Source organism: Larkinella rosea (assembly GCF_003858635.1).
Lineage (GTDB): Bacteria > Bacteroidota > Bacteroidia > Cytophagales > Spirosomataceae > Larkinella > Larkinella rosea.
On sequence record NZ_RQJO01000016.1, the window covers coordinates 151,032 to 172,082 of the forward strand.

At 49.5% G+C, this 21,051-nt stretch carries 15 protein-coding genes; 10 read left to right on the forward strand and 5 right to left on the reverse strand.

Annotated elements, in window-relative coordinates:
• Nucleotides 1–88: 88 nt before the first annotated feature.
• The 8 genes from EHT25_RS30705 to EHT25_RS30735 all read left to right on the forward strand — a co-directional run bounded on the left by EHT25_RS30705 (nt 89) and on the right by EHT25_RS30735 (nt 8,757).
• The gene (locus EHT25_RS30705) at nt 89–1,264 is read left to right on the forward strand and encodes a CPBP family intramembrane glutamic endopeptidase (RefSeq protein ID WP_124879280.1); all 1,176 of its coding nucleotides are present in this window, start codon (nt 89–91) and stop codon (nt 1,262–1,264) included.
• A gap of 138 nt (nt 1,265–1,402) precedes the next feature.
• Nucleotides 1,403–1,855: a carboxymuconolactone decarboxylase family protein gene (locus EHT25_RS30710; RefSeq protein WP_124879281.1), complete on the forward strand. Its 453-nt coding sequence runs from the start codon at nt 1,403–1,405 to the stop codon at nt 1,853–1,855.
• A gap of 54 nt (nt 1,856–1,909) precedes the next feature.
• Nucleotides 1,910–2,260, forward strand: a complete 351-nt coding sequence (locus EHT25_RS30715) for a YciI family protein (RefSeq protein WP_124879282.1) — start codon at nt 1,910–1,912, stop codon at nt 2,258–2,260.
• Between the two features lie 49 nt (nt 2,261–2,309).
• The gene (locus EHT25_RS30720) at nt 2,310–3,626 is read left to right on the forward strand and encodes an RNA polymerase sigma factor (protein ID WP_124879283.1); all 1,317 of its coding nucleotides are present in this window, start codon (nt 2,310–2,312) and stop codon (nt 3,624–3,626) included.
• Nucleotides 3,626–3,799, forward strand: a complete 174-nt coding sequence (locus tag EHT25_RS32845; RefSeq protein WP_185731545.1) for a hypothetical protein — start codon at nt 3,626–3,628, stop codon at nt 3,797–3,799. Before EHT25_RS30720 ends, EHT25_RS32845 begins: the two co-directional genes overlap by 1 nt.
• A gap of 539 nt (nt 3,800–4,338) precedes the next feature.
• Entirely contained in the window at nt 4,339–5,730 is a 1,392-nt protein-coding gene (locus tag EHT25_RS30725; protein ID WP_185731546.1) for an O-antigen ligase family protein, read from the forward strand.
• Between the two features lie 30 nt (nt 5,731–5,760).
• Nucleotides 5,761–7,230 carry a transglutaminase-like domain-containing protein gene (locus tag EHT25_RS30730; protein WP_124879285.1) on the forward strand — a complete coding sequence of 490 codons (1,470 nt, stop codon included), beginning with the start codon at nt 5,761–5,763 and terminating at the stop codon, nt 7,228–7,230.
• A 48-nt stretch (nt 7,231–7,278) separates the two neighbouring features.
• A complete protein-coding gene (locus EHT25_RS30735; protein ID WP_124879286.1) occupies nt 7,279–8,757 on the forward strand; it encodes a hypothetical protein in 1,479 nt (492 codons plus the stop codon).
• A gap of 110 nt (nt 8,758–8,867) precedes the next feature.
• Here the strand turns inward: EHT25_RS30735 and EHT25_RS30740 are convergent, their stop codons facing one another.
• Both EHT25_RS30740 and EHT25_RS30745 read right to left on the reverse strand, forming a co-directional pair.
• Nucleotides 8,868–9,308 carry an ester cyclase gene (locus EHT25_RS30740; RefSeq protein WP_124879287.1) on the reverse strand — a complete coding sequence of 147 codons (441 nt, stop codon included), beginning with the start codon at nt 9,306–9,308 and terminating at the stop codon, nt 8,868–8,870.
• 97 nt (nt 9,309–9,405) lie between these two features.
• Nucleotides 9,406–10,224 (reverse strand): DUF6597 domain-containing transcriptional factor, encoded by an 819-nt coding sequence (locus tag EHT25_RS30745; protein WP_124879288.1) that lies wholly within the window; start codon nt 10,222–10,224, stop codon nt 9,406–9,408.
• Between the two features lie 462 nt (nt 10,225–10,686).
• On the opposite strand from EHT25_RS30745, the gene EHT25_RS30750 reads away from it, so the two are divergent.
• Nucleotides 10,687–13,827 (forward strand): SusC/RagA family TonB-linked outer membrane protein, encoded by a 3,141-nt coding sequence (locus EHT25_RS30750; protein WP_185731547.1) that lies wholly within the window; start codon nt 10,687–10,689, stop codon nt 13,825–13,827.
• Nucleotides 13,828–13,846: 19 nt separating this feature from the next.
• Nucleotides 13,847–15,676: a RagB/SusD family nutrient uptake outer membrane protein gene (locus EHT25_RS30755; protein ID WP_124879289.1), complete on the forward strand. Its 1,830-nt coding sequence runs from the start codon at nt 13,847–13,849 to the stop codon at nt 15,674–15,676.
• Between the two features lie 78 nt (nt 15,677–15,754).
• Here the strand turns inward: EHT25_RS30755 and EHT25_RS30760 are convergent, their stop codons facing one another.
• The 3 genes from EHT25_RS30760 to EHT25_RS30765 all read right to left on the reverse strand — a co-directional run bounded on the left by EHT25_RS30760 (nt 15,755) and on the right by EHT25_RS30765 (nt 21,050).
• On the reverse strand, nt 15,755–18,637 hold the full coding sequence (locus tag EHT25_RS30760; RefSeq protein WP_124879290.1) for a M16 family metallopeptidase: 2,883 nt from the start codon (nt 18,635–18,637) through the stop codon (nt 15,755–15,757).
• 65 nt (nt 18,638–18,702) lie between these two features.
• Entirely contained in the window at nt 18,703–18,855 is a 153-nt protein-coding gene (locus EHT25_RS32850; protein WP_185731554.1) for a hypothetical protein, read from the reverse strand.
• A 77-nt stretch (nt 18,856–18,932) separates the two neighbouring features.
• Nucleotides 18,933–21,050, reverse strand: a complete 2,118-nt coding sequence (locus tag EHT25_RS30765) for an IPT/TIG domain-containing protein (RefSeq protein ID WP_124879291.1) — start codon at nt 21,048–21,050, stop codon at nt 18,933–18,935.
• Between the last annotated feature and the right edge of the window lies 1 nt (nt 21,051).

Below are 21,051 nucleotides of genomic sequence, written 5' to 3' on the forward strand. Positions count from 1 at the left end.
TATTAATCGGTAATAATAGCGGTTTTTCTCCCGCGCAATAGCCCATCCGGTTTTCTTTCCGTACTAATCAGGAACGAATCGACTGAAGATGAAAAATGCTGCGATCTATTTCCGGGAACTGCGAACGGGGGCGGTTTTAACCACGGTTTTCTTTGCCCTTTTCCTCTATTACAACCGGCAATTACCACTCACCGAACTCCTGCCGGACAGTCCTTTTTTTATCGCTCTATTCTTTCTGACGTTTACGATTGGCCAGCCGCAAGTCTCGGAGCAACTGAAGCAGAAAATTGGCGGCTGTCTGGAACGGGCCGCTGCGCTACCGGTTTTGCTGATTGGCCTGCTGTATGCGTATCTCGGATTTCACGGACACGCGCCGTTCAAAGGTTCGGCCGCGTTGTTTTTCTTTTACCTGCTGTTTCCGGTACTCGGTTTTCTGGCGTACAAAAAACCGCATCAACCTGTCAACTGGACCGATTTTATCATCTATTTCCTCTTCCTGATTCCGGCCACGTCGATTTCATTCGGCACCAAAACCAACCTGCCGTTCAACGGGTCGGGTTTCAGTAATGTGCTCAAATTCGTGCTGATTCTGACGGCGGTTTACAGTTTTAGCACCATCCGTCACCTGCCCGACATCGGTTTTTTTCCGACGTTCAACTGGAAATACTTAAAAACCGCCATTGGCGTCTGGCTGGCGTTCATTGCCCTAACCACGGTCATTGCAACCGCCAGCGGTTTTTTGAAAACCGGCGGGTACGAACCGCTTTCCCTGGGTTTAATGCCCGTGGCGGTTGGCGAACTGGTGCGGATTTTCTTCGGGACGGCCCTGTTCGAAGAAGTCTTTCTGCGGGGGATTTTGCAGAATATGCTGGCGCGAAAAATCACGGAATCCGGCGTCTGGAAAACCTATTGGAAATGGGGCTTTGCGGTTTTTCTGCTGCTGTCGCTGCTCACCGGTTACCTGATGCATCCGACGCTACTCTGGGTGCCGGTGCTGATTACGGTTTTGCTATTTCTGGCGGCTTATTTCATCGAAAACAAGGCGATTTTGCACGGTCCGTATACCTCGCTGGCAATCACGAGTGTGTTTTTTGGACTGGTTCATTTTCACGCGGGTTCGCTGGTTTTTGTGGGCTTGGCCAGCATCGCAGGTTGGGGGTACGGCTACACCTACCTCAAAACCAAAAACGTCTTTTATGCGGCTCTGGTCCACACGCTGGTCAATGCGTCGGAGTTTTTGTTTCAGTTGGACGGTTTGAAATGATTTCGTTAAATAGCGTCGTTCAGGTCGCATCGCGACCTGGAACGGTCCACTGGGTTTATTTTCAAAAAAAGTTTGATCACGTTGTCCAATTCTGAAAACTCGGTTGTCAATGGGTTTTAACAACTGAATTTCATCAAAATGGAACAACGACTGAATGTCCACGAAAAAGGACAAGGTGCCCTGAAAACGCTTTTCGGTATTGGCGGTTATCTGAAAAAATCGCCCGTTGAAGAAGCGCTGCAGCTATTGGTTTATTTCCGGGTTTCCCAAATCAACGGCTGTGCCTATTGCCTGGATATGCACTACAAAGATGCGCGGGCCAAGGGCGAAACCGAACAGCGGCTGTACGGTTTAAGTGCCTGGCAGGAATCCCCCTACTACACGGAGCGCGAGCGGGCCGCTTTAGCCTGGGCGGAGGCCATAACCCAATGCACGGCACCGGATGCGGTGTATCATCGGGCAAAAGAGCAGTTTACGGACGAGGAATTGATCGATCTGACGCTGGCCATTTCGAGCATCAACACCTGGAACCGCTTTAATCTGGCCTTTCCAAACATGCCGGGGACGTACCAGGTTGGCCAGTTTGGTTGATGCAACGAGTAAATTTTCCATTTGAAGACCTTCCATGCAATTAAAAAAAGCGTCATGAACGAATTTTTGTTAGCGATTCACCGGGATCTGAGCAGCAAAGACGCCAGTCCCTCGCCCGAACAAATGCAGGCAGCCATCAAGCCATTTCAGGATTGGATTGGCAGCATTGCCGCCCAGAACAAACTGGTAGCTCCGCCCAAACGCTGGGATACCGATGGGCGGGTTGTCAAGCAAAACAACACGGTTTTAAACGGCCCTTACGCCGAAATCAAGGAATCGCTGGGTGGTTTGTTTTTGATCCGGGCCGCTGATTACGACGAAGCCGTTGAAATCGCCAAGGGATGCCCGATCATTCAGTGGGGCGCCGTCGTGGAGGTGCGAATGGCAATTCCACCGACGCAGTAAATTAACCGCCGTGCCTTTGTATCTTTACAAAGGCACTTTTTTTGAACCGATGGAAGAACAAATCCTTTTGCCCCATTTGTTCCGAACCGAATACCGGAATATTGTTGGGGTTCTTTGTTATTTGTTTGGTATTGAACACATTGCCATTGCGGAAGACATTGTAAGCGATACGTTTCTGGCGGCCACCGAAGTCTGGGCCATGCAGGGATTACCCGAAAATCCGACCGGCTGGCTCTACACGGTTGCTAAAAACAAAACCAAGAATTACTTAAAACGGAATTCGCTTTTTGAGCAGAAAATTTCGGCCGAACTCCACTACAATTCCCCCAAAACCGAAGAAATTGAAATCGATCTGTCTTATAAAAACATTGCCGACAGCCAACTGGCAATGATCTTTACGGTTTGCAATCCCGCTATTTCCAACGAATCCCAAATTGCTCTGGCGTTGAATCTGCTGTGCGGTTTTGGCATTCCGGAAATCGCCGACGCTTTTTTAACCAATAAAGAAGTCATTTATAAACGACTCAACCGGGCCAAGGAAAAACTGAAAGAGGCTCACCTAAAAATTGAACCGCCGACACGTTCGGAAATCAATAACCGCCTGGAAACGGTTTTAACCACGCTCTATCTGCTGTTTTCCGAAGGTTATTATTCGACCTCCCAAAACACCACGTTACGCAAAGAGTTATGTGCCGAAGCGATGCGGCTGACTCATTTACTGGTCGACCATGAAATCACCCATAAACCGGCCACCAATGCATTACTTTCCCTGATGTGTTTTCATTCCTCCCGGTTCGATGCCCGAACCAACGAAAACGGCGAAACCATTCTCTACGAAGATCAGGACGAAACGCTTTGGAATAAAGAACTCATCGACCAGGGAACCTACTTTCTAAATAGGGCATCGACGGGCAATCAGGTATCGAAATTTCACCTGGAAGCGGGAATCGCTTACTGGCATACGCAAAAAGAAAATACGGATGAAAAATGGGAGAATATTCTGCAACTTTACAATAACTTACTGATTCTGGAATATTCACCCATTGCCGCTTTAAACCGGACATTTGCCGTAGCTAAAACCAGCGGGAATCAGGCGGCCATTGTCGAAGCCGAAAAATTAAAACTCACGACCAATCACTTTTATTATTCACTGTTAGGCCACTTATATTCGGAGATTGATAGTAACTTAGCAGTGCAACATTTTGAAACCGCTTTGCAGCTTGCTACTTCCAGTTCAGACAAGGCAACTATGCTCAAATACATTGGTCAGCTGAAAACCGCAATAACGCCCACTACTGACCTTTTGCAGGCAAGAATCGAATGGGCGGCTGAAAATGAGATACAAAGTTCAATTTTGATCAGGTAATGAACGAAAATCAACTGCCGTTTAAAAACCGCTTCTGGTTAAAAGTCCTTCTGATCGCTTTTGTGCTTGCCGTTTCGGTTGCCAATATTTATCTCAGCAAGCGCCCGAAGCATTCCGTGAGTTACCTGGAATTATCAACGCTGGAACTCCTTTCCGAATTTGATGACTATTAAAAAGAGTGCAAACTGAGTAAAAAGCGGACCATTCGTATCCCTAAACATCTTCGCTATTCGGAATCGATACTTTTACCATGCGAGAATTAAGCAGACAAATTCAGAAGTCACTGGTGATTTGGCAGAATTTATTCCTTATACCATTGCTTCTCACTCCACTGCTATCGTTGTATATCCAACCATTTATTGAATTTAATGATCTTTATTTCCTGAATATAAAAGCCCATTTCTTTAATGTTACTCCTCCCCTGTTCGTTGTTCTATTTTTCACTTACGCCGTCGTTTATAAAATCACTTTACACATTAACCGAATCGATTTTCTTCTTCTGGCTTATGGTTTATATAGTTACCTGAATTACGCTGTTCTTGGTTACGGATATAATGAAATCCTGATCACCTTCCTTTTATCCATTGCAATCGCACTCCTTTTAAAGCAATTATTTTCTCAGAGTCAGTTTGGCATTTACATTCAGTACGGTTGCTTCCTTCTGCTGATCTTTCTCGGTTTGTTTGAAGTGGTAAACGGAGAGCTTCAACTGATGGGAGTTAAACCCAGCCATCATAAACTATTCAACCTGACCGGTACGTTCATGAATCCCGGTCCTTACGCCATTTTTTTAAGTCCCGTTTTTATTCTTTCGCTGGCAATTATTCTGTTTCCGCCTACGCAGCCGGTTTTATCAAAACTACTTGTCATCACAAGCTGGTTTTCGCTCGTTGCCATCAGTTGTATCCTACCAGCCACGCAATCCCGTTCTGCCTGGATTGGGACGTTTGCCGGTTCATTATTAGTGGTTTATCTAAAATACAAGACCGAATTTTGGGCTTTGTACGCAAAGACGAAAATCGCTGCCCGACTCGGTATTGGTATTGCCATCTCCCTTTTGTTGACCACCGGATCGGTTCTACTTTATCATTATAAACCGGAGTCTGTCGATGGCAGGGCGTTAGTTTGGCGCATCGGCTCGGGTTTATTCAATCAGAACATTGTTTTCGGAATCGGTTTTGAGCAATTCAAGGCCAATTTTGGGCATTTACAAAGTGAATTTATAGAATCGCACCTGAACGATCCATCGCTGATTGAGCGGGCCGATTATGTGCCGTATACATTCAATGATTACCTCCAGATCTTGATCGAAAATGGCCTGGTTGGGCTGGCTCTATTTGGCATTCTACTGATTTTAACATTCCGAAAAGGGTTTCAGCAAATTCGCACAGAATCACCTTTTCTCATCGGATCAATGGGAGCTTTAGTATCGCTTGGTATCGCCGGTTTTTTCTCCTATCCTTTCGAAGTCCCCATCATCTGGTTCATATTTTTATTTTTCATCAGCATCATTTCATTTCTGTCAAAAGATAAAACCATATTCGTAAGCGGCCAGTCGTTCCACTTAAAACTGATTGCCGTTGTGGCTATTTACCTGATGATCCTGGTCCTGAAAAATGAAATTCATTTGATTAAAGCCCAGGCAAACTGGAGAAACGCACGGAATTTACTTTCCAGTCGCGCCTATAAAAAATCGGAAGAAGCCTACCGGGAAACATTGACCGAATTACCCGACCGACCGGGTGCTTTGTTAGGATATGGCAAAGCCTTGTATATGACCGGGAAGTTTGCGCAAAGTGCGACGGTTCTTGAAAAGGCCTCGACCCGGATTTCAGATCCATTTCTTTATATAAATCTGGGCAATACGTATTTAAAACTGAATCGGGTTAACGAATCCGAAAAAGCGTATAAAAAAGCGATTTTAATCATTCCGAATCGTTTATATCCACGGTATTTATTGGCAAAAATGTACCAGCAAACGGGTAATTTGGCCAGCGCAAAAACGGTGGCCGACCACATCGTAAAGATGCCCGTTCCCGTGTCGTCACCGGCATCCCGGCAAATTCTGGACGAAATGAAAAAACTGCGGATTAAAACGAATTGATGGTGAAATTACTTTCAAAAACCGGTTTATATGAAACAATTCTTCTTGCTTTCTCTGGTTTTTATTGCCTCTATTCTTGTTGTTTCGTGCGACACCAAGGCGAAAAAAGAGAACCTGTTAAAAGCGGTCTTGGCGCATTATCAATCGCCGGCCGACAGCCTGCAGCGGAAATCGGCGGTATTTTTAATCGAGAATATCGACGGGCTCTCGACCGGCAAATCCGAAACCGCTGATTTGGGAAATGTCGATTCGGATTACCTCATTAAAAACATTGATCTGGCTGTAAAGGCCGCATCTGCGCAGTTGCGGGATGGCTCGCTTTCGTTCGCGGATTTCTGTGAATACGTGCTGCCGTATCGACTGGCCAATGAACCCCTGACCGACTGGCGGCAACAGGGGCTGAAACAGTTTGCCTTCCTGCTCGATACGTTTCGGCTGGCCGAACCCCCAAACATGGATCTGACTACGAATATCAATTCTAAAATTACCCCGGGATTTACCTATTCGCCCACTGCCGAACCCGCACAGTATCAATCCTGGGGGCAATTGATGGAGAACAAAAAAGGGAATTGCTGGGCAATGACGAGTTTGCTCAATTACCCCCTGCGGGCCCTGGGCGTTGCCGTCGCGACGGACTTTGTTCCCCGATGGGGGAATAATAACGGCGAAACCCACGCCTGGAATGCACTCAGAATATCGGATAAAAAATGGGTGCCTTTTATGGGCTGCGAAAGCCCGCCCGGCCAATTTGATCCATTTGGTATTGTCACCGCCAAACGGTTTCCCGGCAAGATTTTTCGGAAAACCTATTCCATCAATCGGGAGACATTGCCTCACCTGATTTCCGATCAGGACGACATTCCTTATCAGCTTTTAAACGATCGAATTATTGATGTAACCGATCTCTATCTTCCCGTTGGTGATATCGCGGTGAAGCTTGATAATCCGGACATTAAAATGGCATATCTGTCCGTTTTTTCGAACGGTGACTGGTCACCGGTTTTTTGGTCTAAAATGGAAAATAACCAGTATCTATTCCGGAAAATGGCGCGGAGAGTTTTATATATGCCGAGTACTTATGCATCGGGTGATGGCACAAAACCGGTCGGCGCTCCACTATATATTGATTCGTTGGGAAAAATCGTCATTTGCAAACCAGCACTTAAAAAGAGGACATCGATTGCTATTAAGACAGTCCAATCCATGGCATTTGACGAACTTGATGTGTTTAGCTCAGGCAAAAAAGGGCTGGATTTCACATTGGCAATGGATAGCATTTGCCTTGGATTAAAATGGAGTCCACCCATTCTGAATCAGACCTATAACCTTTTTTACTGGGATAATGGCTGGCAGTTTGTGGGGAAACAGAAGAAAAACGCAACCCGTCCATTGCAGTTTGACAATGTTCCGTCGGGTGCCATTTATCGGTTATTACCCGAAAATCCGACGAATAAAGAGCGGATTTTTACTTATGCCAACGGGAAACAAACCTGGTTGTAAATGAAGTTACGTGTTCTCCTCTTACCATTTAATACAGTTTGTTTTTTCATGAAACCGGTATTTTATCTTTCCATTTTATTCCTCAGTAGTGTTCTTTGTGGATGTGATAAAAAGAAAGTTAAAGACAACTTATTGCAGGATGTTCTGGCGCATTATAAAGCACCGGGCGATAGTCTCCAGCGTCGGTCGGCGGTTTTTCTGATCGAACACATGGACGGTAATTCGACCGGCGAATCCGAAACGGATGATATTGGTAACGTGGAGGCCGATTACCTCATTAAAAACATTGATCTGGCCCTGCAAAACGCTTCCGGACAGTTGCGGGACGCTTCTTTATCATTCGCCGATTTTTGCGAATACGTTCTTCCCTATCGGATTGCCAACGAACCGCTGACGCCCTGGCGCGAGCAATGCCTGAACGAGTTCGGTTCGCTGCGGGATACATTTCAACGGGCCGATGACCGGAATATCGCCGTCTGTAAGCACATCAACATTGCATTCTACCGAGAGCTGAAGTACAGCATGAACGCCAAACCCGCGCGCTACCGGGCGTGGGAGGAAATGGCGAAAAACAAAGAGGGCGACTGCTGGCTGATGACATCCGTTATCGAGTACCCGCTGCGGGCGATGGGCATGGCGGTTACCACGGATTTTGTGCCGATGTGGGGCAACAGCAACGGCGGCCCGCACGCCTGGAATGTGATGGTCACCTCGAACCATTCGTGGACGAAATTTATGGGTTGCGAACGGTATCCGGCGTTTCCGGCCGACTACGATCCGCTGATTACTTACCACGAGTTGCGACGTGCGGGGAAGGTATTTCGGAAAACGTATACCGTCAACAAGGCCACGCTGCCCCATCTGTTGAGCGACGAAGACGATATTCCGTATAATCTCCAGTTCGACCGGGTGATCGACGTTACGGATCAGTATTTTCCGGTCGCCGACATTGATCTGACGCTTGCAGACGGTTCGGAGCCGGAAATGGTGTATCTGGCCACGTTTTCGAACGGCGAATGGGTGCCGGTTTCCTGGTCGAAGCCCGAAAAAAACCGCTGCCGGTTTCCAAAAATGGCGAAAGGCGTGCTGTATTTACCCTGTACGTACCGGGGCGGAAAAGGAATAACGGCCATCGATAAGCCTTTTTATCTGGACGAGGAAACGGGGCAGAAAGTGGTTTTCCAACCGGATTTGCAGCGTAAAACCGCTGTTCAGGTGGCCTACACCCGCTCTAAATTAATGGAAGAAATTGGCGCTTTTTCGCTGAACCGAGCCGATTTGGAGCTTTTTCAGACGATGGACAGCATCTGTCTGGATCAAAAACGAAGTGTGCCGCTGGCCGACCAAACCTACCGGCTTTTTTATTGGGATAACGGCTGGCAACTGGCGGGCGAACAGAAAAAAGGAGCAAAACCGTTGCAGTTTGTGAATGTTCCGGCGGGTGCCTTGTACCGCTTACTGCCCGAAAATCCGAAGAATACGGAGCGGTTTTTCTCCTACGCCGAAAACCGGCAGCTTTGGTGGTGAATGGTAAGAGACAAAAGAGGAGAGACAGGAGAATAAAGACAAACGTGTTACTCGCTGGTCTTTGTTCTCCTGTCTCACCTCTCTTTTCTCTCCTCGCTTGTCTTAAAAAATCATACCCCCAACTGGTGCTGAAAACTGGCGTGATCCCAGTCGATGGCGACGGCCACAATTTTATCGTCTTCGTTGAAGCGGAAAATGAAAATATGGTCGCTGTTAAACCGTAACCCTTTGTTGGTAATTCCGGCAAAATCGGCGGTTTGCGTTCCAAATAAAACCACATTGCAGACAATTTTATCGTCTTCTGTGGTCACTTTATCAACGGTGTTGTCGATGTCCGGGAAAGCGCCGATGACGCCCGTCCAGAAATTGCGGCCCAGTTCGCCGATGGTTCCCTGGGGTTCGGGGCCGAGCGGCATGAGCCAGAATTCGCCGTTTGGATCGAAAAGAGCCATCATGCGTTCGATATCGCGTTCCTGATAGGCCGAGAAAAATTCAATGCTGGTACCTTTGCGGGTCAGGTCGGTTAATGATTCGGTTTGTGTCGTTTTCATGACAAGGTATGGTTAAATGATGACCCAAAATTACCCGACGACCCGCTAGGCTCATTGTATAAATGCGACATTTTAGGTGCGGTTTAAAAACCGGTGCCTAGGATTTTAAAAAATTAGCCAGTTCGACGTTATTCCGCACGTAAAGAGAGGGATTTCGCCCCATAAAACCACTGAACTCCCGGATAAAATGCGACTGATCATAATACCCGGCGTGGTAAATGACATCGTGCCAATCGTCCACATTCCAGCGTTTATGGGCCAGTTGCGCACACAGATAACTGATGCGCCGGATGCGGGCGTAGTATTTCGGACTGACACCTACCTTCAACAGAAATTTCCGTTCAAACTGCCGGCGACAAACGTATAGTTCGTCCATCAACGCATTGATATTGATGATCCCGCGCTGCTCCACAATCAGGTTGGCAACGTAGTCAGTTCGGTCGGTTTCGGCGCCGGTGCGGGCCAGTTGGGTATTTAAAAACGCTTCCAGCAGTTGAATCCGTCCGGTGGGACTGTCGGGTTCGGTTATGTGTTGCTGAATCGATTGGATTCGGTCGCCGAGAACGGCCGCCAGTTCGATGCGCTCATCGGTGAATTCATACATTGGCAATCCGAACAGGCTATTCAGGCCCGCCGGACGGAAAACCGCCCCGACCATTCCAATCTGACCGCTCAGTTGCAGTTGATAACTGCCCGTGGACTGGCCGCTCAGGAACGATACCGGCACCGCAGTCTGGCCGTTTTTCTGGGTTAGAAGCTGATACGGATCACCGTAATTGAAGACCAGCGAACCAAAGCCGTTGGGTGGTGACTCCACGGTGATGGATTGTTTCAGCGACTGCGCGTTTTCCCAAACGTAGTAGCATTCCACAAAGGGGCGCAGATGGGGAGCCGGTTGGTATTTTTTGTAAAACATAGTATGACGCTGGAGCAGACCAAGTTACATCTTTCTGGGCCAAAACCGCCCAGCGATTTAGCAAAAGGTAGCCGGGAAGTAATAACTGGTGAGTTTCAGCCTATAGTTAACAGGGAGGGTGTATTTCCGGGAGCCGGTTGAATGTCCGAAATAAGATGCGAAACGCGGTCGGAATGCGAGCCGTTTTTGGCAAAGTTTCATCGAATGGAACGAAGGTATTTTTTCAAAAAAAGTGGGCCATTCGCTAAAAATCAAAAAATAATATCAAAAATATCTAATTCCTGATTTTACCCGGAACGAGCTAATTTTCAGTCTTTTTTGGCCGCAACACGTAGTTTTAAGTCCGATAATAGCCACGATACGCTACGATCTAGAGAAAATAATTTCAGTAAGTCGACCGGTTCTTTTGACTTTATCCGGCAGTCCCAGCACCAATTATTTTCAATCCTAAACTAGCACCTTATGGGCTTACACGTTACTATCCTGTTTCGGCAGGGGTGGTTCAGGAGTCTGTTTATGACACTCCTGCTTTCCTGCCAGCTGGCTCCAGCTATTTCAGCTACCCATGTACACCCGCTTTCAGGGCGGTTTATCGACAAAACCATTACTGGCCGGGTCGTCACCCAGGAAGACAATACGCCGATCCCCGGCGTAACGGTGGTGATCAAAGGCACGACGACCGGAACCAATACCGATGTCGATGGCAAGTATCAACTCAAGGTCAGCGACGACAACGCCATTCTGATCTTCTCGGCGGTAGGCTATGTATCCCAGGAAAAACCGGTCGGCAACCTGAGCATCATCGATGTAACGCTGACCAGCGACCAGAAAATGCTGAATGAAGTGGTGGTTGTCGGTTACGGAACCCAGAAAAAGCGGGATTTGACCGGGGCGGTTTCGCAGATCAACACCACTAAACTCGAAAATGAAAACCCCAACTCCGTGCAGGACATTCTGCGGGGCAACGTGGCCGGTTTGAGCGTCGGGATGTCGCCGTCGGCCAAAGGCGGTGGTAGCCTGCTGGTGCGGGGCCGCAACTCCCTCAATGCCGCCACCAGCCCGCTGCTGGTGCTGGACGGCGCAATTTATTACGGGGAGTTGTCGGACATTAACCCGAACGACATTGAAACCATTGACGTATTGAAGGATGCCAGTTCGGCGGCTGTTTTTGGGGCAAAAGCCGCCAGCGGGGTTATTCTCATCACGACGAAAAAAGGGAAAGAAGGCAAACCGATCATCAACATCAATTCCAATATCGGGATGGCGAGCGTGGGCCGGGACCAACCGGTGTATAGCCCGGACGGTTTTGTTTCGTGGCGGAGCGATGTGATGAAAAACATCAACTCCACGTTTAAACCGGGCCAATTCGACAATCCGGCTAACCTGCCGGCCGGCGTGACGCTGGACCAGTGGCTGGCGTATGACGGATCCAAAGGCGACCCGACTACGATCTGGCTGCAACGGCTGGGGATGCAACCCATCGAAATTGAAAACTACAAGGCGGGCCGCAGCGTCGACTGGTACAACATGATTTTCCAGAACGGCATGCGCCAGGATCATACGGTGAGCGTTTCGGGCCGGAACGATGGCACGAATTACTACTTCTCGCTGGGGTATCTGGACAACAAAGGGATGCTTTACAACGACCGGTTTAAAACCGTTCGGGGGCGTTTGAATCTGGAAACCAAGATCAGCAAATTCCTGTCCGTGGGCGTAACGACCCAGTTCTCCGACCGCGATGAAAGCCCGATCGTGGCGGATTATAACCTCGCCCGGACGCTCTCGCCCTGGGGAACACCCTTGAACGACGATGGCAGTTACAAATGGCGTCCGAACAACGAGGCCAGTGGCGGCATTCACCCGTACTACAACATGAGTTTGACGGATCAGAAAGTCAAATACACGACGCTGAACGCAACCCTGTTTGGGCTGGTGACCCTGCCGTTCGGTATTACGTACCGGGTCAATTTCACACCCCGCTACGAGTTTTACGAAAAATTCAATTCCATTTCGTCGAAACACGCGGATTATGCGGCCACCGGCGGAACAGCCAGCCGCCAGGAGTACAAGATTTATTACTGGCAGGTGGACAATATCCTGAAGTGGAACAAGGTCTTCGGAAAGCACAGCTTCGACGTAACCCTGCTGGCCAATGCGGAGAAATACCAGAAATGGGATAACACCATGACAAACAAGGGCTTTCTGCCCACCGACGCGCTGGGCTATCACGGGATCAGCACCGGAACGAGCCCGACGGTTTCCAGCAACGACGAATACAGCACGGGTGACGGTCTGATGGCGCGCTTGTTCTATTCCTTCAAAGACCGGTATATGGTGACGCTGTCGACCCGCCGGGACGGTTATTCGGCCTTTGGTCAGCAAAATCCGCGCGCGCTGTTTTCTTCGGCAGCTTTGGGCTGGGTGTTCACGGATGAGAAATTCTTCAAAAGCAGCTGGCTGAACTACGGAAAATTGCGGTTGTCGTGGGGGAGCAACGGAAACCGGGACATTGGCCGTTACGTCGCCTTATCGGATCTGACCACCGGGAAATACCTCTACGTCAAGCAGGACGGTACGGTTTATCAGGCCAATCAGTTGTACGTCAACCGCATGCAGAATCCGAACCTGAAGTGGGAGCGGACGTCTTCGCTGAACCTCGGTTTCGATTTCGGTATTCTGAACAACAAGATCGACGGTTCAATCGAATTCTATAAATCCTCGACGAAGGATTTGCTGGTTCAGCGGTCGCTGCCGAACGTCGTGGGATTTGACTGGGTGATGGACAACCTGGGCGAAGTGCAAAACCGGGGGATTGAATTCAGCCTGAACTCGGTGAACATCGACCGGCCTAATTTCTCCTGGCGGTCGATGGCGACGTTCCAGTTAAACCGGAACAAGATCGTTCACCTCTACGGCGACAAAGACGCCAATGGCAAGGAAATCGACGACGTAGCCAACCGCTGGTTTATCGGCCATTCGATTGACGAAATCTGGAACTTCCAGGTCGACGGTGTGTGGCAAACCAGCGAGAAAGAGCAAGCGACGAAATACGGCGTGCGCCCCGGTGATTTCAAAATCCGGGATGTCGACAACGACGGCAAATACACCAACGCCGACAAGGTGTTTCAGGGCTGGACCAACCCGCGTTTCCGCTGGACGTTGCGCAATGAGTTCAAGCTGTTCAAGAGCATCGATGTATCGTTTGTGCTGTATTCCTACTGGGGTCACAAAGCCGGTTTCAACCAGGCCAAAAACATCGACGGTTTTCTGGACCGCACCAGTTCGTACGTGTTGCCGTACTGGACGGAGTCGAACCCGATCAACGATTACGCCCGCCTGTATTCGAGCGAGGGGGGAGCCACCGGTTTTGGCGTTTACAAATACCGCTCGTTCATCCGGCTCGACAACATTTCCGTGGGCTACAGCCTGCCGAAATCCCTGGTGCAGAAGGCCAGCATCCAGAACATCAAATTCTTTGCGTCGGTCCGGAACGTGGGCTACTACGCGCCCCAGTGGAACTACTGGGATGCGGAACCCGACAGCGATGGCAACAACGTACCGGTTCCGCGCATCCTGACGGCTGGAATTGATATTACCTTGTAAACTATTGTTCGCAGAAATCATGAAAATTCATACGATAAATTCAAAGCGGGGCGTTGTGCTGGGAACCATTTTCCTGGCGGCCACGCTGACCAGCTGCGATAAGTCCTGGCTGGAACCCAAACCGCTCTCGTTTTTTGCCCCCGAAAATACGTTCAACGACCCCGCCGGTTTGCGGGCTACGCTGGTGGCCTGCGAGCGCAATATGCGGATCGAATGGTACGGCGATGCCCCCCCGATGGTGACGGAGGCCATTTTCTCGGATATTGCCGTGGAAGGAACCACCGACAAATCGGGTCCGGCGCAGAACATGAACCTGCAGATTACGCCGACCGCCCAGTTGAACAGCGGGGATTACAACAAAATTGGCTGGTACTGGAGCGAGGGTTACAAAGGCATTAAATACGCCAATGCGGCCATCACCCGGATCGATCAGCCGAAGTATACGTCCGAACAGCAGAAGAACGAGATTCTGGGTATGGCGTATTTCCACCGCGCAGCCCGCTACTACCGCCTGACCCACCAGTTCGGCGATGTGCCGCTGATTCTGGAAGAGGTGAGTACGCCCAAACTGGATTACCAATCGACCAAACGGGAAGTCATTCTGCAACGAATGAAGAAGGATCTGGAGCAGGCCGAAGGCTGGGTTCCGCCCGTCATGGACAAAGGGACGGTGAACAAAGGATCGATCAGCCATTTGCTGACGAAGATCAACCTCTCGCTGGGCCTGTTCGACGACGCCATCAAATCGGCCAGCAATGTCATCGACGGCGGCACGCACGCGCTGATGAAAACCCGGTTTGGCGTGAATCAGGCAGATGCGACCAAAAACGTGATCTGGGATTTGCACCGGCCGGAAAACAAGTCGATTGCGGCCAACCGCGAAGGTCTGATGATGGTGATTGACCGGTTGCTGCTCGATGGAAACGCCGACGGTGGGATTCAGCTGATGCGGAACACCGTTCCGTTCTGGCACAACAACATCAATACGCCAAACGGAAACCGGGGCACCATCGACACCTACGCCATCGAAATCGATCAGGTGAACAAAGTGGGGCGCGGCATTGGGCGGGTTCGGCCCACCTGGTATTCGACGCACAGCGTCTGGGATGATAAAAACGATTTGCGCCACGCGCCCGGCAACTGGATGCGGATGCAGGATCTGGTGTATAACAATCCGGCGCTCAAAGGCAAAGATTCGTTTTACGGCAAGAACCTGCAACTCCGGACGGATGCCGGTGCTTTGCTGACCATCGACACGATCCGGTGCTGGTTCGACTGGCCCGCCTATAAGCTGTTTATTCCCGATCCGGAACGCGTTCAGGCCACCGGAGGTCATACCGACTGGTACGTGTTCCGACTGGCCGAAACCTACCTGCTGCGGGCCGAAGCCTATTTCTGGAAGGGCGATCTGGCCAATGCCGCCAAGGATTTGAACGAGGTTCGGGCGCGGGCCGGGGCGGCCCCGCTGGCCCCGTCGGCGATTAACATCGGAACGATTCTGGATGAACGGGCGCGCGAACTCTACTTTGAAGAACCGCGTAAAACCGAGCTGACCCGGATTGCCTACATTCTGGCGAAAACCGGTAAACCCGCTTACAACGGAAAAACGTATTCGCTGGAGAATTTCTCCGACAATAACTTTTTCTACGACCGGGTGATCGAAAAAAGCAATTTCTACAACAAGGGCGTCGTAACCCGCCACGGCGACGAATTCAAAATCAGCCCGTATCATGTCCTGTGGCCGGTTCCGCAAAATGCCATCGACGGCAACTCGAAGGGAATCATCAACCAGAACAAAGGTTACGCCGGTTTTGAGAAGAACATTCCGCCGTTGACGGAGGTCAAATAAACCGGTTTTAGTCGGTATGGTTAAAACGATAAAAGCCCCGGCATCCGGGGCTTTTATCGTTTCGGGTGGTTACTTTCCTTACGGTTTCCGTTCCGGCACCAGCAGTAACTTGATATAATTCTTTCCGAAATACAGATTAGCCGCCTGCTTCGTACTTTCGGGCGTTACCTGTTTCAGAAATTCCGCTTCGTGCAGGATTTCGTCCGGGGCGTCGTTGTTGAAATACTGGTTGGAAAGATACCCCAGCCAGAAACCGTTCTGCTTCAATTGCAGTTCGGTTTCGCGCCGGGTTTCGGCCTTGAACTTGTCGATGTCTTTGCTCTCCGCCCCATTCTGCTTCAGCTTGTCGATTTCGGCCAGGGTGCGGGCAATCAGTTTGTCCACGTTTTCGGGCGCGCAGCCAAAACCGATGCGTAGCGTGTACCGCTGTGCCGGAATTTTCGAGTAGGCACCGTTGACGCTCACGCCGTAAACGCCACTTTCTTCCTCCCGCAGGGTTTCAATCAGCTTGATTTCCAACACTTCGGCCAGGGCGTCGACCTGGGTGGTATTATCTGTATTCCAGACAAAATCACCGCTGAATACCAGTTGAACCGTACTTTTCGGTTCGAGTCCCTTAACCACGGTTTTTTCAATTTTTCCCGCCGGAATCCGAATGCCCAGATCACGGTAGTTTTCCTTCCGGTTCGTTACCGGAAGTCCACCTAAATACTTCTCTATCAACGGCTTCATGTCTTTTTCTTTGAAATTCCCAACGAAGAAAAACGTAAAATCGCTGGCGTCGGCAAAGCGGTCTTTGTAAATCGCCCCGGCCCGATCCACGTCCACTTTTTCCAGCCGATCGGGCGTCATTGGCAGCCGACGGTAATGGTACGCACCCAGCAGCGACTGCACCGTATCCTGAAAAACCTTCTGGGGCGTGGGCGTAGCCTGCTGGTTTTGCAGCGCACTTTTCTGATTCGATAGAAATCCCCTGATCACATCGGGATCTTTGCGGGGCGCCGTAAAGTAGGCATACACGAGTTGCAGGGCCGTTTCCAGATCATCGGGCGTGGTGCTGCCGCTGAACCCTTCGGTCGTTTCACCGATGTAGGGCGACACACTTACGGTTTTTCCGGTCAGGTATTTCCCGAGTTGAATCTGACTGTATTCGCCAATTCCGCTCATCTGCGTGAGGGGCGATGCAAACCGCGCCGACTCAAAATCCTTGTCGTTGTAGATCGATGTCCCGCCCGGACTATTAGCCGAAAAAATGATCTGATCGTTTTTAAAATCCGTGGGTTTCAGCACCACTTTTACGCCGTTGCGGAGCGTCCATTCCGTTACATTGATATCCTTAATTTCTTTCTCACTTGTTACCGGATTTCCCACGGGCAGCGTCGACAAAAGCGGTTTATCCAGCGTTTTGTCCACATACGCCGTCAGGTTTTTACCCGCGTTGTCGATCAGGGCCAGGATTTCCTTTTCCGTTGGCAATTTGGCTTTGTCTTTCTCGGGTGCCATGATGACCACGACCCGGTTTTCGGTCGTAATGAACTGTTTCGCCAGGTTGTTGACGTCGCCGACGGTAATGCCGTTCAGGTATTTTTTAGTAAAATCGTTGTAAAACGAAATGCTGACCGGGATGTCGCCGTGCAGAAAATTTTCGACGTATTCGCTGACGTAACTGGTCGAGCGGGTTTTGTCGCGTTCCCGATAGGCCCGGTCCACGTATTTCTGGTACTGCTTTTTGGCGCGTTCCAGTTCGGTTTCGGTAAAGCCAAACCGGTCGACGCGGGCGTTTTCGTCCAGAATGGCCGTAACGGCCCGGTTTACGTTCCCGTCTTTGGCAACGACGTAGGAACTAAACGCATCCTGATCGCCCAGAAAACCGCCGTAATTGCTGTATCCGCCCAGAAACGGCGGGTCCGACTGTTGGGTGAGTTCGTTAATCCGGTTCCCGATCATGGAATTAAACAGCACCCGCTTGATGGCTTCGCGAACATCGTACAAGGTTTTTTCCTTGATTTCGGGGCGTTTGTACATAATTTGGACCATTGTATTCGGTTGTTCCGGGTCCGTTACTATCGCGATTTTGGTGTCTTTGTGGGGCGGAATGGGGTATTTCAGACGCGGTTTGGGGTTATTCACCGCCGGAATTCGACCGAATTTTTCCCTGATCATGCCTTCGACCTGCGCCACATCGAAATCGCCGACGGCCACCACGGCCATCAAATCCGGGCGGTACCAGTCCTTGTAAAACCGCTGCAGTGCCTCCGGTTTAAAGGTTTTGATAATGTCATCTTTCCCGATGGGCAGTCGGTAGGTGTAACGCGCGTTGTTAAGAATCAGCGGGTAATACTTCTCGCGCATCCGCTGCCCGGCCCCGCGCCCCGACCGGGCTTCTTCCAGAATGATCCCGCGTTCCTTGTCGATTTCGGTGGGGTCCATGGTCACGTTGTGCGCCCAGTCTTCCAGAATCTGAAACGCCCGCTCAAACAAGCGCGCCGAGTCGGTCGGAACGGGCAGTTGGTAAACCGTCTCGTCAAAACCGGTCGATGCGTTCAGATCGGCTCCGAACCGGATGCCCGACGATTGCAGGAAGCTCACCAGTTCGTTTTTGGGGAAATTCTTCGTGCCGTTGAACGCCATGTGTTCCATGAAATGCGCCAGTCCCTGCTGGTCATCGGTTTCCAGAATCGACCCGGCATTGACCGCCAGCCGCAGTTCCGCCCGGTTTTTGGGCTCAGCATTTTTGCGGATGTAATAGGTCAGCCCATTGGGCAATTTGCCCACTTTTACGTCCGGATCGAACGGAATCGGCTGTTTCAGTTCAGCAGGAATACCGGCAGCAACGGCTTTGGCGGACAGCGTTTTGGCCGGAGCAGTGGTCTTTTTGGGAGCGGTTTTCGCAGGTTGCTGCGCATTCGCACCGGATGCCAGCAAAGCCAGGCAGAGTCCGGTTGCAAGAATCTTGTTCATGGTGTCAGGTTGGCGATACGGTTTTTAGCGTATTCCCGTATTTAACCCGAAATTAGTGGTATTATTTATACTTTGATAATGATTTTTTTCTGATACATCACGTATAAGATGACAAACCAGATCAATACAAACGTAAGTGCGCCGGCCAGCGACGCGTTGTACGGACTTTCAAAATACGGTACAAAAAACGTCTGATACATCCACTCTTTGGCGCCCATTTCCGTTTTGTGGAAGTAACTATTTTGTATTCTGGCTAATTATTTGATCAAAAATAATCCTCTGCTTTCAACAAATATCATTTGATATTGGGAGCTTCCCAAAATTCAATGCCCTCGGCATCACTTAACAGAACATACGGGCGGTTAGTACCGGGGAAAGCATAAAACAGGGATTCTTTCATGACACGTTGCGTCGGATTGCTCAAAGATTCAACGATCGTATTGGGCTGAGGATAATACTGATACAGTTCTTTACCTGTAATTATATAGCCGGTTCCTTGTGAAGAAAAAGCCGCACAGTGCTGGGAATAAGGAAGTAAGAAATTCTTTTTAAACGTCCATTGTCCGCTGGATGTGTATGAAAATAAGTCGTAAGAATTTGATATTGCCCGAAACAGAACGGCGTACAATACATCGCCAATCGAGAAGGCTGTGATCGGATTGGCAGCTATCTCTGGGGCAAGATTACTGGTTCGGGAAGTCCACTGATTCGTTTCGGGATTGTATTCCTGTAAAGTACCGTTACCACCCGGTGGTAACCAGTAACCCAGTCCCCTGACAGATCCAACCACCAACGGATGATTGGCTATTTTTTCGACGGCCCCAGGTGCTGCTACTACCTTCCACTCATCCGTAGTTGACCTATATTCCCACATGGCCATACGGTTTCCGGTTTTGCCGCTGTCCATAACCACATATACCCGTTCTCCAACTGTAAACGCCCCCGCCATAGCAGTCTCAAAATTGGTAATCTGAGCACTGTGCAGACTGCTATTTTTTTTCCATTCATACCGGACCGGATCATACATAAGAAGTTGGCAAAGAGCTGAATTCGGCGTGGTAATTAGTACGTACGCTTTATCCCCTACCTGAAATGTGGTCAGAACCCTGGAATTGCCTGACGAACTAAATGGCTCGGTTTGATGGGTTGCTCTTTTTACCCAGAAAGCGTCAAAGGTAAGATCCACTTCCTGCGATACTTCCTGCTCGCAGGCCTTAATCTGTATTTTAACACGACTGGTCGGTTTTGGATAAATACCGTCCAGGGTTGAAATCGATAGATAATTATTAGAACTGGAAAAAGATGGATTGGAATTGGCAAACGTTACAGAAACTGGCGGAATAAAATTACGGCCCGTCACATTAACCGGCGACCAGGAACTATTGTAGGAAAATAGAGTCGGATCAATTGTTTGAATTTGAGGAGGAGCCATGGCGAATTTCTGCGTCATAACCGGGAGCGTCACATCCCGGTATAAGGCAGAGTTTTCGCGACGAACCCGCAGGGAAGAATACCGCCAGGGTAATGCCGGAATTTTTAGTTGTATTTCAGTCGTAGAAACCTGCTCTACCCGTACTTCCATAACCTGACCGGTTTGATCGCCGAGGAATTCTATTTTCCAAGTGTGCGGCTCGCCTTGTAAATTCCGGCCTTTAATGGTTAAATGATCCTCGTAAAAAGCGGTTTTCGGTGTAAAATCGTCAACAACAGGCCCCGAAAGCATTACATTAATTCCGTTTTCTTTTTTGGCTGTTCCCGTTAGTGAGGTGACTGCCACCGGGAGATCGCCTTCGGGTACATCAATTGGGATTAGACAGCGGATGGTGGTTGCCGTAGACCAAACAATCAGAGCTTCGCGTTGACCAATCATTACTTTCAGATCCGACTTTCGATACCCTAAATTTTCTCCTGAAATGGTAACCGTATCGCCCCAGGTTGCTTTTTGAGGGTTAATCTCCTGAATGACTGGACCTTTTCCGCCCTGGCTAGGAAATTCCTCCCAATCACCGTATACCGTATAGCCATCACGGGTCTTTATATACGTCCTTACAATATAGTTAGTTTTGGTTAATCCATACGAAACCCGAGCTTCGATTCTGGTTTTGCCGGAAGAGAAACTTCCTAGTGATATTCTTTCGATATTAGGTTCGGCCGGTAGGTTTTTAAAGGTCTTTTGTCCAATCTCCCACACAAATCCATGATCGATGATATCACCTTTTGGCGCTTCAAGCAGTTGAGCCTGAAAAGTAGCTCCGGTACTATTGATGTCCGTGATAGTGGTCGGACTGAGCAAGCCGTGGTTTCTTAAGGACTTCGGCTCTTCAATAACGCAAGTACTTAGCAGGCCAATTAATCCAATTAAAGATAAAAGTGATAGAATTCGCTGCCCGTAAACAGAGTTGAAAGAATACATA